At 72.3% G+C, this 13,850-nt stretch carries 13 protein-coding genes; 6 read left to right on the top strand and 7 right to left on the bottom strand.

The features are described from left to right. Positions 1–48 precede the first annotated feature (48 nt). Together KGS77_RS03495 and KGS77_RS03490 are read right to left on the bottom strand one after the other, a co-directional pair. On the bottom strand, positions 49–642 hold the full coding sequence (locus tag KGS77_RS03495) for a hypothetical protein (protein ID WP_242578630.1): 594 nt from the start codon (positions 640–642) through the stop codon (positions 49–51). A gap of 13 nt (positions 643–655) precedes the next feature. Next, on the bottom strand, positions 656–1,288 hold the full coding sequence (locus KGS77_RS03490; protein ID WP_242578629.1) for a hypothetical protein: 633 nt from the start codon (positions 1,286–1,288) through the stop codon (positions 656–658). Between the two features lie 274 nt (positions 1,289–1,562). Here KGS77_RS03490 and KGS77_RS03485 point away from each other — a divergent pair, with 274 nt between their 5' ends. After that, positions 1,563–2,930 (top strand): helix-turn-helix domain-containing protein, encoded by a 1,368-nt coding sequence (locus tag KGS77_RS03485; RefSeq protein WP_242578628.1) that lies wholly within the window; start codon positions 1,563–1,565, stop codon positions 2,928–2,930. A 178-nt stretch (positions 2,931–3,108) separates the two neighbouring features. On the opposite strand, the gene KGS77_RS03480 is transcribed toward KGS77_RS03485, so the two are convergent. After that, complete coding sequence (locus tag KGS77_RS03480) at positions 3,109–4,893, bottom strand: TlrC/CarA/OleB/SrmB family ABC-F type ribosomal protection protein (protein ID WP_242578627.1); 1,785 nt, start codon at positions 4,891–4,893, stop codon at positions 3,109–3,111. Between the two features lie 308 nt (positions 4,894–5,201). After that, positions 5,202–5,933, bottom strand: a complete 732-nt coding sequence (locus KGS77_RS03475) for an RraA family protein (protein WP_242578626.1) — start codon at positions 5,931–5,933, stop codon at positions 5,202–5,204. A 232-nt stretch (positions 5,934–6,165) separates the two neighbouring features. Between KGS77_RS03475 and KGS77_RS03470 the strand changes: the two genes are divergently transcribed. Both KGS77_RS03470 and KGS77_RS03465 read left to right on the top strand, forming a co-directional pair. Continuing rightward, the gene (locus KGS77_RS03470; protein WP_242578625.1) at positions 6,166–6,636 is read left to right on the top strand and encodes a hypothetical protein; all 471 of its coding nucleotides are present in this window, start codon (positions 6,166–6,168) and stop codon (positions 6,634–6,636) included. A 94-nt stretch (positions 6,637–6,730) separates the two neighbouring features. Continuing rightward, positions 6,731–7,486, top strand: coding sequence for a DUF305 domain-containing protein (locus KGS77_RS03465; RefSeq protein WP_242578624.1), 756 nt, complete (start codon positions 6,731–6,733; stop codon positions 7,484–7,486). A 184-nt stretch (positions 7,487–7,670) separates the two neighbouring features. Here the strand turns inward: KGS77_RS03465 and KGS77_RS03460 are convergent, their stop codons facing one another. Then, entirely contained in the window at positions 7,671–8,729 is a 1,059-nt protein-coding gene (locus KGS77_RS03460; RefSeq protein ID WP_242578623.1) for an aldo/keto reductase, read from the bottom strand. A 203-nt stretch (positions 8,730–8,932) separates the two neighbouring features. Continuing rightward, complete coding sequence (locus KGS77_RS03455) at positions 8,933–9,517, bottom strand: TetR/AcrR family transcriptional regulator (RefSeq protein ID WP_242578622.1); 585 nt, start codon at positions 9,515–9,517, stop codon at positions 8,933–8,935. 53 nt (positions 9,518–9,570) lie between these two features. Here KGS77_RS03455 and KGS77_RS03450 point away from each other — a divergent pair, with 53 nt between their 5' ends. After that, the gene (locus KGS77_RS03450; protein ID WP_242578621.1) at positions 9,571–9,990 is read left to right on the top strand and encodes an STAS domain-containing protein; all 420 of its coding nucleotides are present in this window, start codon (positions 9,571–9,573) and stop codon (positions 9,988–9,990) included. 24 nt (positions 9,991–10,014) lie between these two features. Here KGS77_RS03450 and KGS77_RS03445 read toward each other — a convergent pair whose 3' ends face one another. Further along, entirely contained in the window at positions 10,015–11,418 is a 1,404-nt protein-coding gene (locus tag KGS77_RS03445) for an MFS transporter (RefSeq protein ID WP_242578620.1), read from the bottom strand. A gap of 283 nt (positions 11,419–11,701) precedes the next feature. On the opposite strand from KGS77_RS03445, the gene KGS77_RS03440 reads away from it, so the two are divergent. Both KGS77_RS03440 and KGS77_RS03435 read left to right on the top strand, forming a co-directional pair. Beyond that, entirely contained in the window at positions 11,702–12,511 is an 810-nt protein-coding gene (locus KGS77_RS03440) for a winged helix-turn-helix domain-containing protein (RefSeq protein ID WP_347404429.1), read from the top strand. A 153-nt stretch (positions 12,512–12,664) separates the two neighbouring features. Next, a complete protein-coding gene (locus KGS77_RS03435) occupies positions 12,665–13,816 on the top strand; it encodes an epoxide hydrolase family protein (RefSeq protein WP_242578619.1) in 1,152 nt (383 codons plus the stop codon). Positions 13,817–13,850 lie beyond the last annotated feature (34 nt).

Here is a 13,850-nt window from a genome sequence, read left to right as displayed (position 1 = left end):
CCGGCCTGCGCCGGCGCTCTCGTCACCTGCCCCGGGCGGGGCTCACCTTCAGACCGGCTGCCGCAGCCACCGGGCGTCGAGCGGCTCGACGTCGTTGACGTAGCTGACGAACCGCGCGTGGGTGGCCAGGTCGGTGACGGCCGCCGTCAGCCGGGTGAGTCCGGCGGCGGAGCCGGCGTCCCGCGCCTGGTCCAGCCACTCGGCCAGGAGGCCGGCGGACCGCTCGATCCGGGCGCGCAGGGCCACCGTCGCGGTCAGCGGTCCCTCCTTGACCATCGTGCCGGCGAACTCGCTCCAGGTCTCCCGGCCGTGCGGCAGCGTGCCGTCCTCGGTGCCGGTGCGGTACAGCCGGTCGTAGTCCAGGCCCTGGTGCCAGGCGGTCGTTTCGGCGCTGAGGCTGCCCGATTCCAGGATCGCGACGACCTCGCCGAGCAGGGCGCTCGCGTTGAGCAGCTTGGCGCGGGCCGAGGCGACGTACACGCCCACGGAGGCCGCGCCGTCGCCGTGCTCGGCCAGTTCCGTGGCCTTGTAGACATCGCCGGTCGCGCCGAGCAGCGCGATCCCGGCGTTCCGTGCGAGACGCTTCTTGTCGCGGAGCGACTCAAGGCTCAGCTTGAATGCCTTGTTGCAGTTGACGCTCATTCTTCCTCCCCCTCTATGCGTCGGCGGTGGCGGTGACGGCCGCCGTGCCGAGTACGTTGATGATGGCGAGTGCCTGTCCGTATACGCGGACGCGGTCGAATTGCGTGATCGCCTTCCACGGGAATTCCCGCCAGACGGACGCGTCCGCGGTCGCGGTGGCACGGTCGAAAGTGTCGAGTTCTGCGGAGAATTCGCGCAGTTCCGCAATGAAGTGCGTGAAAGCCGCCTCGTCGCCGCCCGCGGAGTACCGCCGGGCGATGGCGTCCACGGACTTCTCGTCGAGGTCGATCAGCCCCGTACCGCCCGCCTCGCCGAGGACTTCACCTATGCGGAAGGACCCGTTGCCCGCGGTCCGCAGCAGCTCGTCGTGCAGGGCGTAGAAACCCAGCTCCACGGCGGCGCGGTGCGAGGTGTCGTACTCGGCCAGGGCCGCCTTGACCGCCGCGGCGGCGCAGGAGACCCGCACCGCGGCCTGGCGCGGATCGTTCAGTTCCAGGTCGGACAGGAGCAGGTGGAGCTCGGCGCCCGCCCGCATGAGGTGCGCGGACCCGGTGGCGATCGGCGCGTCCACGCGGACGTAGATGTCGTGCGCCGTGCTGTCGGTCGGGGCCGGCTGCTGCGGCTGCTTGTTGCAGATGAGACTCATCGTGGAATACCTCCTTCGACGGTTTCCGGCGCCGAATGCTCGATTCTGTGCGGATAGCCGGACCGGTCGGCGGCGGGAAATCGTCTGATGGCTGAGGTTGTTGACGTGAGCCGATACTCGCAGGCATTCTGACGGTCGACCTGCCAAGACGGCCGCAGCCGGACGCCTCCGGATCGGCCCGGACGGGGTACACGGGGGACACGGGGGAATGGACCGGGGTCATGAAAAAGGCGTTGCCGGTGGGGCCCGCAATTTCATCGGCGAAATCGACGGAGTGGAGGGTCTGGCCGCGGTATTGCGCCACCTCCGGCGCCGGGAAGCCCGCCGGAAGGGCGATTCACTGCTGACGTACCGGGAGCTGGCGGCCCGTACGGGATGGGCGCACGGCGTGATCGGGGACTATTTCGCCGGCAAGACGCTGCCGCCGACCGACCGTTTCGACGTCCTCGTACGGCTGCTCGGCGCGTCCGGCGCCGAACAGGGGGCGCTGGCCACGGCCCGCGACCGGGTGGAGGAACGGCGGCGCGGCCGGGGTGCCACCGTCCCGCCGTCCGCCGCCCGGCCCGCACGGTACCCCGTACCACGCGAACTGCCGCCCGACGTCCCGCAACTGACCGGACGCGCGCGGGAACTGGCGGTCCTGGACGCCGCCCGCCCGCAGTCGCCCCCGAGCCCCGCCACGATCGTGGCCCTGGACGGACCACCCGGCGTCGGCAAGTCGGCCCTGGCCGTACACGCCGCGCACCTGCTCGCCGACCGCTTCCCCGACGGGCAGCTCTACGCGGACCTCCAGGGCGCCTCCTGCGGCCTGCGCCCGCTGCCGCCCTCGGTGGTCCTGGCCCGCTTCCTGCGGGCACTGGGCGGACCCGCCACCCCGCCCGACAACGTGGTGGAAGCCGGCGCCCTGTACCGCGCCCTGGCCGCCCGCCGCCGTCTGCTGGTCGTCCTGGACAACGCCCATGACGCCGCCCAGGTGCGCCCGTTGCTTCCGGCGACGCCGAGCAGCGCCGTGCTGGTCACCAGTCAGCGCATCCTCGCCACCGTCAACGGCGTCGTCCACCTGCACGTGGGAGTGCTCCCGGAGGACGAGGCGCTCACCCTCCTGGGCACCTTCGCCGGACGGGGCCGTCTGCTGGCGGACCGGCCCGCCGCCGAGTCCATCGTCCGCGACTGCGGCTGTCTACCCCTGGCCTTACGGATCGCCGGCGCCCGCCTGGCCGCCCGCCCCCGCTGGCCGGTACGCGCCCTCGCCGACCGGCTGGCCGACACCCGCCACCGGCTCGACGAACTCGAATACGACGACCTGCGGGTGCGCGGCACGTTCCAGAAGGGGTACGAGGTGCTGGTGCACAGCACCAACGCCGGGGACCGCGCCGCGGCGGCGGCGCTCCCGCTGCTCACCCGGCACGACGGCGCGGACCTGAGCCTCGGCGAGGCGGCCCGGGCCCTGGGCCGCCCCGAGACGGCGGCGGAACCGGTCCTGGAGCGCCTGGTGGACACCCAGCTCCTCCAGTCCCCGGCCCCCGGCCACTACCGCTTCCATGTGCTGCTGCACCTGTTCGCCCAGGAACAGGCGAGAAAGGCAGCCATGGTCCTGGCCGCCACGGCACCCCAGGAGGCCGTGGCCCGTACGGGCCCGTGAAGCCGTACCGTTTCGCCCGGGCGCGCACGGCCACGTCGTAGGCCACCCGGGCCGCCCGGTGCGCCGGTGGCGGTTTCGACCTGCGGTGGCGTTCCGAGCCGCTGTCCGTACTGGGCGGTCTTCCCGGTTCCGGAGCCGGGCGACGGCCTTCGACGCCCTTGGCGAGAACGGGCTCCGGCTATCCGACCGATGGCGTCCGCAATCCGGTGACGCGGCCCTCGTGGAGGGTCAGACGGGAGCCGGAGAAGCGGGAGCGCATGCGACGGTCGTGGGTGACGACCACCAGGGCGCCCTGATAGCCCGACAGTGCCTCCTCCAGTTCCTCCACGAGCACGGGGGAGAGGTGGTTGGTGGGCTCGTCCAGCAGCAGGAGGTCCACCGGTTCGCTCACCAGACGCGCCAGTTCGATCCGGCGGCGCTGCCCGTAGGAGAGCTGCCCCACTCGCAGACGGAGGTCGGCCGGGTCGAACAGGCCGAGGGAGAGCAGCGCGTCGATGTGTTCGTCCGGGTGGCCTTCGCGCCCGTACGCGAAAGCCTGGGGCACGGTCAGGTGGGGCGGCCACGGCCTCTCCTCCTGCCGCAGGTGCCCCACCCGGCCGGGTACGCGCACCACGCCGGCCGCCGGGCGCAGTTCACCGGCCAGCACCCGCAGAAGCGTGCTCTTGCCCGCCCCGTTGGGGCCGGTCACCAGCAGCCGTTCGGCCGGCCGCAGCCGCAGGGACGGTATGTGGAGCCGGCCCTCGACGCGTACGCCGGTGAGGTCGGCCGCCGCTGTCACCTCCGGTGTCGCCTCCGGTGCTCCCGTGGCCGGGCGCCCGGCCGCGTCGTCGCCGTCGCGGGCGGTGGTGGTGATGCGGGCGGTGAGGACGAGCGGGTCGCGGGGCGGCGCGACGGGGTTGCCGGTCAGCCGCTCGACACGCTCCTTGGCGTTACGGACACGGACCATCGCGCCGTGCCCCCGCCCGCGCGAACGGAACGCGCCGTGGCCGAACACGGCGAACGGCAGCTTGCGCGGAATGCCGTCCAGCCGTGCCACGTTGGTGGCGGCCAGCCGCCGGTTGCGCTCCAGTTCGGCGCACCAGTCCGCGTACTCCCGCAGCCGCCGCCGGCGTTCCGCGGCCTTGGCGGCGAGACAGCCGCCGTAGCCGTCCCCGTACCGGGTGACCCGGCCCGCCTCGACCTCCAGGACCGTGGTGGTCAGCCGCTCCAGGAACACCCGGTCGTGGGTGACCGCGACGACGGTGCCGCGGTGCCCGCGCAGACGCGACTCCAGCCAGGCCACGGCCCGGTCGTCCAGGTCGTTGGTCGGTTCGTCCAGGAGCAGAAGTTCCGGTTCCGAGGCCAGGGTGGCGGCCAGGGCCAGACGCGACCGCTCGCCCCCGGACAGCGTGCCGAGCTTTCTGCCGCGCTCCAGGCCCGGCAGGCCCAGCCCGTGCAGGGCGGTCTCCACCCGGGCGTCGGCGCGGTAGCCGTCCCGGGCCTCGTACTGCGCGAGCAAGTCGGTATAGGTTCTGAGGGCGGCGTCGAGATCCGCTTCCGCCGTACCGGCCGGTGACGCGCCGGCTGGGGACGCACCGGCCGGGGACGCCCCCTCGGCGAGGGCGGCTTCGGCCCGGCGCATCCGGGCTCGGAGGTCCCGCAGGTCGGCCAGGGCCAGATCCACGGCGTCCTGTACGGAGGCGTCCGGCGGCAGCTCCAGCGTCTGCGCCAGATACCCGACGCCGCCGGGCGCGTGCACGGTCAACTCGCCGTTGTCGGCGCGCTCATGGCCTGCCAGCAGCTTCAGGAGGGTGGATTTGCCCGAGCCGTTCTCGCCGATGACGCCGATCTTCTCGCCCGGCTTGACGGTGAAGGAGACCCGGTCGAGCACGACGCGGTCGTCGTAGCGCTTGAGTACGTCGTGGAGGCTGAGCTGTGAGCGGTGCGTGGCGGGTCGGGGTGAGGGTGAGGGTGAGGTGGGCAAGGGGTTCCCCATTTCTCGGCGGGGCCGGTCGGGTCGGATCGGGGGTACTTCCCGGGCCCGTACGCGTACGCGGCAGGCGTACCCGGCAGATGTGCCCGCACAGGTGGCCGCCGTGTGGAAGCACGGAAGGCGGCGGCGCGGCACCGGGCGGCGCGCACGGGCATGGCGACGGCGGAGCACTGCTCTACGCGGTCGCGCCTTGGAACATCACAGGGATCCCATGCGGAACACCGTAGAGGGTCCCGCACTCTTTGGCAAGACGAACCGTCTCGTATCGCGTGGATGGGCTTTCGGGACTCTCCGGGGCCTCATTCCTCGATGGCCCCGCCCACCGCCCGCAGGTGCTCGCGGAAGGTCAGCGAGGGTGTCTCCCGACGCGCCGCCAAGTAGGCGTCGAACCGCACCTGGCTGCGCAGCGGGACGCCCGTACGGATCCGCTCGGCCTGCCGCCGCTCGGTGTCGCGGATGGAGCCGGCGAGCGCGCGGATCTCCTTGGCGCGGCCGGCCGGCAGGAAGAGCACGCCGTCGTCGTCCCCCACGACCAGATCCGTACGGTCCACCGTCCAGTCCCCGACGACGGCGGACGTCAGTGCGTCGGGGCGGCGGTCGTCCAGGCGCAGCGGGCCGGTGGGGAGCGCTCCGAGGCTGAAGACCGGCAGTCCGATCTCCCTTATGTCGGCCGTGTCCCGGTGCAGGCCCCAGATCACGATGCCCGCCAGCCCGGCGGCCCGTGCCTCCAGGGCCACCAGATCGCCGACACAGCTCTCGTCGAGCCGGCCGCCGTTGTCGACCACCAGTACGTCTCCCGGCGCCGCCCCTTCGAACGCCTCCAGGAAGACATCGACGCTGCCGGCGTGCCGTGCGGGAGCCACCCGCCCGGCGAGCCGGCTGCCGGGCACGACGGCCTGCACGGACGCGGGGGCGCAACGGACCGGGATCCGGGCGCGCAGACACGCGTCCGCCAGATGAGCGGTGGTCAGCGCCGTGAAAAGCGGCCCGGGTCGCTGTCCGGGTTCGTGCCCGGGTTCGTGGTGGCCCATCCGCCGCTCCGTCCCCTCGCCGCGCGCCGCGCCGCGCCAGGTGACGCCGGCCGGCCACCACTATGGGGCATCGACGCGGCCGTGGGACATACCCCGGGGCCGCTCCGGTCATGGCTTCGGTCTACAGCTTCGGTTCACGGCTTCGGTTCACGGCTTCGGTTCACAGTTTCGGTAAGGTCGGCCGGGGAGGAACGAAGTGCGGGTAGGTGAGCGGACGCGAACGGGTGGTGCGGTGGCGCACCTCCTGCTGGTCGTCGTGCTCGCACTCGGCGTCTTCATCATGCACACGCTGGGCCATCCCGAGGGCGGGAACGATTCCGCGACGGCCGGCTCCTCGCACGGCGTGATGCCTGGTTCCTCGCACGGTGCGATGGCCGCCGATCACACGGCGATGCCCGCGCACCACGGCGCCACGGCCCCAAGTCACGGCGCCGTCGCCGCGGTCGGGGAGCCCGCCCTCCTCCTCGCTCCGTCCCAGGGGGCGGGAGCGGGCGGAAAGCCTGTTCACACGATGGACATGACCTCCCTGTGCGTGGCCGTACTCGGCGCCTGGATGCTGGGCGTACTGGCCTGGGCGGCGCCGGCCCGCTTCCGTACCCGTCCCCTCGCCCCTCCCGCCTGGTTCGCCGCCGCCCTGCGGCCGAACCCGCCGCCCCCGCTCCCTCCTCCTGACCTCATACAACTGTCGGTCCTGCGGACGTAGGCCGGCCCTGCGCACGGGCGCGCGCGATCGGCGCGCTCCCGCGACCCGGCCTGCCCACCCAATCCTCAGAACTGACCACAGAGGTGTACGAACCATGCGCACTGTCCAGCGCTCCACCCACCGCTCGGCTCCCCAGGACCGTCCGGTCCCCGCGACCCGCCCGGCCCGCCCGTTCCGTTCCCGTACGGCGATGACCGGGGCCGTCGCCGCCGGCACCCTCGCGCTCACGCTCGCCCTCACCGCCTGCGGTGACGACGGGGCGAAGTCCGGCTCCCCCAAGGCATCGCCGTCGCAGTCGTCCGCGCGGCCGTCGGCGAGCGGCTCCTTCAACGACGCGGACGTACGGTTCGCGCAGATGATGATCCCGCACCACCAGCAGGCCGTGGAGATGGCCCGGCTGTCCGGCGGCCGGGCCTCGGACAAGGAGATCAAGCAGCTCTCCCAGTCCATCGAGAAGGCCCAGGGGCCGGAGATCGCCACGATGCGCGGCTGGCTGAAGTCCTGGGGCAAGCCGGAGTCGGCGCCCATGGACCACAGCGGCATGCCGGGCATGCACCACGGCTCGCACGGAACCGGGAAGGGCGGGGACGGCGAGGACGAGGGCTCGGGCTCCGGTATGCCCGGCATCATGTCGGAGAAGGACATGGCCGACCTGAAGGCTGCCAAGGGGACCGCGTACGACAAGAAGTTCGCCGAGATGATGACCGAGCACCACAACGGTGCGATCGCCATGGCCGAGGACGAGCGGAAGAACGGCCGCGACGCCGCGGCCAAGAAGCTCGCCGGGGACATCATCAAGGGGCAGTCCGCCGAGGTCGAGAAGTTCAAGAAGATCCTCGACCGCCTGTGAGCCGTCCCTGACGCTCCTGCGCACGCTCCTGCGCATGCACGGATACCCGCATGTACGGATACGCGCACGGACGGATACCCGCACGCACGGACGCGCCCGGTGCCGGGCCTCTCAGGGCCCGGCACCGGGCGCCGTCCCGCGTCGCTGTTCCGCGCCGCCCCGGGACCGGCCGCCCGCCCTGTCGCTAACGGACCTCGGTCGCCGTACGGCGGTAGGTCGAGCGGCGGTCGTCGATGTCGGGCCAGCGGTCGCCGTAGACGTTCTCGGTGATCGCCGGCTCCCGCAGGAAGTCGTGCGGAAAGCCGAGCGGTACCGCGCTCACCTCGTCCAGGCGCCGCCGCGCGTCGGCGTCCAGCTCCACCTCCACGGCGGCGAGATTGTCGGCGAGCTGGCTCTCCTTCGTGGCGGCGATGATCGGCACGATGTTCCCGGGCCGGCCGCGCAGCCAGGCCAGCGCCACCTGCGCCGGGCTCCAGCCGCCCTGTTCGGCGACCTCCAGTACGGCCGTGACCACCGCCTCCTCGTGGTGCTGCGCTGTGCCGTCCTCGTCCACGACCGTCAGCCTGCCCGCCTCGCCGCGACGGTACTTGCCGGTCAGCCTGCCCGCCGCGAGCGGGGCCCAGGCCAGCACCGCCAGGTCGAAGGCGCGCGCCTGCGGCAGCAGTTCGCGCTCCGGCGTCCGCTCCAGGAGGCTGTAGCGGAACTGCGAGCCCGCGAAGGAGGTCCAGCCCCGCAGTTCGGCGAGCGTGTTGGCCTGTGCGATCTCCCAGGCGGGCCAGTCGGAGACTCCGATGTAGAGCACCTTTCCGGTCCGCAGCAGGTCATCCAGCGCCCGCATGACCTCCTCGACCGGGGTGAAGTTGTCCCGGGCGTGCACCCACAGCACGTCGACGTGGTCGGTGCGCAGCCGCCGCAGGCTCGCCTCCACCGACTGCACGAGGTTCTTGCGGTGGTTGCCCGCCGCGTTCGGATCGCCCTTGCGGGTCGCGCAGGTGTACTTCGTCGCCAGGACGAAGCTCTCCCGGCGGCCTTCCAGCAGTTCGCCGAGGATGGTCTCGGAGCTGCCGTCGGTGTAGTTGTTCGCCGTGTCGATGAAGTTGCCGCCCGCGTCCGCGTAGGCGTCGAGGATGCGCGCGCTGGTGTCCTTGGCCGCGCCCCAGCCCCAGTCGTCGCCGATGGTCATGGCGCCCAGGCTCAGCTCGCTCACCCGCAAGCCGGTTCTGCCGAACAGTGTGTACCGCATGAGGTCCCTCGTGTCCGTCCGTCGTCGGTGGCTCGTTTCCGGCCAGATCGGACGTACGGCTCCGCGGTCCCGCGGACGTACGTCCACGGCAGACGTTAGGAGCTGGAGCGCGCTTCAAGGCAAGGCGAACCGGACACTCCCACCGGCCGGGTCACACCCGCCGGCCGCTCCTGCCGGTCACCGCTGCCGGTCCGGCTGCGTTTCTACCGGTGCTGGGCTATCAGGCACCGGGCCATCGCCTTGGCCCGGCGGGCGGCGTCCCGGTCACCCTCGGCGGCGGAGACGATCGAACCCTTCATCAGGATGTGCCAGGAGCGGGCGAAGGAGTCGGCGTCCCGCAGCCCGGCGTCCTCCGCCATGCGCCGCACGATGGCCCGGATGTTCTCCAGGTGGGTGATGCTGGCGCGGCCCAACGGGTGTTCCCAGCGCATCTCCAGAAGGACGTTGATGAAGGTGCAGGCGTCGAACTCCTCGCTGCGGAACCAGCCGTCGAACACGTCGAAGATGGCCAGCAGCCGTTCCTCCGCGGTGGCTCCCCGCGCCTTCGCCCCCGCCTCCACGAAGCCCAGCGTCCACTGCTGCTCGCGCTGCTTGAGGAACGCCAGCACCAGGTCGTCCTTGGACGGGAAGTGACGGTAGAGCGTCGCCTTGGCCACACCGGAGCGCCGGATCACCTCGTCCACCCCGACGTCGCGCACCCCCCGCCGGGAGAACAGCTCGTACGCGGTGCTCATGATCCGTTCACGAGCCCCGGCACCCGGCCCGGCGAGAGCTACTTTTCTGGCCATGGGGACCAATTCTAGGGTGGACAGACCTGTCTGTCCCCGCCATGCTTCGAGAGATGCGTGCTACGACGGAACCGTCCTACTCGACCTCCCGGTACGGCCTGGAGGTCAGCGTCCGGTTGTACGAGGAGAGCGCCGCCCTGATGCCACGGGGAGAAATCGACCACGGGTCCGTGGTGGCCCTGGACGACGCGCTGCGGCGGGCCCCCGCCGGTCTCGACGACATCGTGCTGGACATGGCGGGGGTGTCCTTCATGGACTCCGCCGGCCTGCACTTCCTGGACCGCCTCACCTGTTACGGGCGTCGGCACGAGGTCCCGACCCAGGCCGTCAACTGGCAGGGGCAGCCGCGCAGGGTGCTGAGCATCGCCGGCTCCTACTGGTGGGAATGGCCGTTCCCGGCCACGAAGGACTACAAGAGCCGGACTGACCGGAAGGACCGGACGGACCGGAAGGGCCGCAAGAACCGCCCGTGAAGCGGGACCCGCCGCCCGCACGGTTCAGACCGGGGACCCGGTGTCCGACCGGGCCGCGGAGACTGCCTCGGGGGTGACTTCGAGGACACCCTCGCGCCCTGATTCCGTGCCGGGCCGCCCGGTGGAGGCGTCGGCCGGGGCCAAGGCGTCGGCAGCCGAGGCGGTTTCGACGGTTTCGGCGGTCGCGGCAGCTTCGGCGGTCGCGGTACGGCGGGCGATGGCGGGGGCGAGGGCACCGAGAGCGAGCGCGGCGGCCACCCCGGCGATCCCGCTGAACCACCACACCACGGCCGGCCCCGCCGACGCGTACACGCCGGTGCCCACCGCCAGTGCGGTGAAGCGGGCGATGCCCCAGGTCCACTGGTAACTGCCCTGGTAGCGGCCACGGGCGTCCTCCGGGGCCAGACCCGCCACGATCGACCCGGCGATGCCGCCGATCATCGCCTCGCCGACCGACCACAGGATCACGGTCCCGGCATAGGACCAGGTGTCGGCGGCCACCCCGGTCAGTGCCACACCGACCGCTATGAGGACGCTGCCGGCCACGTAGACCGGGATCTGCCGGAAACGGGCCAGTACGGTCATCGCGACCGGCTGCGCCACCACGACCAGGGCCGCGTTGAGCGTCGCCATCAGGCCCAGTGTGGTGGTGGGCAGACCGTCGTCGCGGACGGCCAGCGGCAGCGCGACCTCGGTGAGCGAGTAGATGACCAGCGCGACGTAGAAGAGCGGCAGCAGCGCCCGCATCAGCGGGTCGCGGAAGACCACGCCGTAACCGGCCCCGCCGCCCTTGCCGCCGCTGCCCCGGCCCCCGCTCCGGCCGCGCCGGTGACCGGCCTCGCGTCCGGCCGTGCCCGCCGCCGCGCCGTGCCCGCCCGGCAGCAGTACGGCGGCGACCGCGGCGTACGTCAGCGAGGACACCACGTCCACCGCGAACAGCAGCCAGTAGCCGTGCAGCGCCAGGAAGCCGCCGAGTACCCCGGCCACCGCCGTACCGATGTTGACGGCCCAGTGGAACAGCGAGAACGCCGCCCGGCGCTGTGCGCTTTCGACGCTGTCGGCCAGCAGCGCGCCGGCCGCCGGGCCGACCATGCTGCCCGCCGCGCTCAGCAGCACGGCCGCCAGCGCCAGGGTGAGGAGACCGGGCGCGGCGAAGAGCAGGCCCTGCCCGGCGGCGGTACCGACCAGTCCGGCCAGGATGGTGGGCCGCCGCCCCACCCGGTCGGCGAGCAGTCCGCCGGCCATGGGCCCGATGAGGTTGCCGGCGCCCAACGCACCCAGGACGAAGGGGGCTTGCTCGGTGGTGACACCGCGCGAGGCGAGGTAGTAGACGAGGAAGGGGGTGACCAGATACCCGAGTCGGTTGATCACGGTTCCGGCGAAGAGGACCCAGGCCGTACGGGGCAGCCCGCTGAAGGTGGAGAACATGAGCGAGATCCTGCGTCCGGCCGTAAGATCTCACCTATTGATTTAGTTCAGTCGGAATCCAACGAGGGATTCGACGTGAACACGACCGAAAAATGGGGGTGGTCATGCGCTCCGAGCTGGCCTTTTCGGCTGATGACCTGGCTCTGACCCGCTTCGCGGTCTCACCGATGTGGGAAGTGGTCACCAGCTTCCGGCTGCTGGCGTCCGGCTCGCCGGACCCGGTGCGCCGCAGGTGGATCGAGCAGGTAAGGCCGAGGGTGGCCGCGGCCGGTCTGGACTCCGGGTGGCTCGCCGCACTGGTCCCCGCCGCCGGCTACCTCTGCGACTTCCTCACCCCCGCCCCGCCGAACCGGCGCCGACGCTCGAAGCCGAACTGGCCGCCATCCGCGCCACTCCCGCCGAACAGGTCCGGGCCGACCTGGACACCCTGGACCGTCTCGCCCCCACGGCCCGGCCCGCGACCCGCCGCCGGGCCCTGCGCGCCGACCCCCCGTGCCAGTTGGCCCGGATCGTGGAGGAGATCCGGACGTACTGGGAACTGGCCCTGGGCCCGTACTGGGGACGCGTCCGCGCCGTGCTGGACGCCGAGGTCTTCCACCGCGCCCGGCAGGTCGCCGAACACGGCGCGGGTCACCTCTTCAACGACCTGGACTCCACCGTGAGCTGGGACGACAACACGCTGCGGATGGTCCGCCGGAGCTGCGGCATCTCCCGGGAGAAGAGCGGGGCCGGACTGCTGCTGGTCCCCTCCGCATTCGCCACCCGGATCATGATGTGGGCGCGCCCGCCGGAGCCTCCGCAACTGGCCTACCCGGCCCGGGGTGTCGGCGCCCTGTGGGAGCCCCGCCCCGTACGCCACGCCGACGCGATCGCCGCCGTCCTCGGCCGCTCCCGGACCCGGCTGCTGACCGAACTGGCGGCCCCCGCGTCCACGACCGAACTGGCCGGCCGTACCGGCATCTCCCCGGGCGGGGTCTCCCAGCACCTGACCGCGCTGCGCGGCGCCGGCATGGTCAGCGCCCACCGCGCGGGCCGCTCGGTCCTCTACGCCCGTACGGCGGTCGCCGAGTCCCTCCTGACGGCGGCCGGCTGACGAAGGGCGGCGCGGCGCGAAACCTTGCGGAGAACCGGCAGCGGGACCGGAAGCCGACGCGGCGGTACGGTGACGGACGTCACGCCGCGCCGGTGCCGGGTGCCCCCGCATCGCGGACACCGGTGGTCCGCGACCCTTCCTAGCGTGAGCGTCATGACGACGACCGCGGCGATCACGCCGTTCCGCATCGACATCCCCCAGGCCGGCCTCGACGAGCTGAGGAACCGGCTCACCAGGACCCGCTGGCCCGACGAACTGCCCGGAGCCGGCTGGGAGTACGGCGTCGCCCTGCCGTACCTCAAGGACCTCGTCGCGTACTGGGCCGACGGCTACCAGTGGCGGGCGCACGAAGCACGGCTCAACACCTTCCCGCAGTTCACCACGGTCATCGACGGGCAGAACGTGCACTTCCTGCATGTCCGTTCCCCGGAGCCGGACGCCACGCCACTCCTGCTCACCCACGGTTGGCCCAGCACCGTCAACGACTTCCTGGACATCATCGGCCCGCTCACCGACCCCCGGTCCCACGGTGGTGACCCGGCCAACGCGTTCCACGTCGTCGCGCCGTCCGTCCCCGGGTTCGCCTTCTCCGGCCCCACCCGCGAGAAGGGATGGGGCACCCACCGCATCGCCCTCGCCTGGGCCGAGCTGATGCGGCGCCTGGGTTACGAGCGTTACGGCGCCCAGGGCGGTGACTTCGGCGCCATCGTCTCCCCGGAGATCGGCCGGGTCGCCCCCGGTCACGTCATCGGCGTACACCTCAACGCGTTGGCCGACGCCGCGACGCCCACCGGCCCCGAGGAGCTGGACCGGCTCACCGAGGCCGAGCGCGAGCAGGCGGGGAAGAACGAAATGTGGTGGCAGGGCCACTGCGGCTATGCCACCCAGATGGCGACCCGCCCGCAGACCGTGGCCTACGCGCTCAACGACTCGCCGGCCGGCCAACTGGCCTGGAACCTGGAGTGGTTCGTCGACCACGACCCGACCCGGACCCGGCAGCAACCGGTCGCCCGGGACGCCGTCCTGACCAATGTGACCATTTTCTGGCTCACCGCCACCGCCGGTTCCGCCGCCCGGCTCTACCTGGAAGCGGGCGCCGACGGGTGGGGCGTACGTCCAGCGCCGTCCGGTGTGCCCACCGCGGTCGCCAACTTCCTCGGCGACCACGCCCTGCGCGGGCTGGCGTCGCTGTCGAACCACATCACCCGGTGGACGGAGTACTCCACCGGCGGACATTTCGCCGCCCTCCAGGCGCCGGACGTCCTCGTCACCGACATCCGGGAGTTCTTCCGCGACGTGCGCTGACCGCGGCGTGCGCTGATTGCGACGGAGAGGGTGG

Source organism: Streptomyces sp. MST-110588 (assembly GCF_022695595.1).
Lineage (GTDB): Bacteria > Actinomycetota > Actinomycetes > Streptomycetales > Streptomycetaceae > Streptomyces.
The sequence above is the reverse complement of the archived record's forward strand: the minus strand, read 5'-3'. Positions and strand labels throughout refer to the sequence as shown.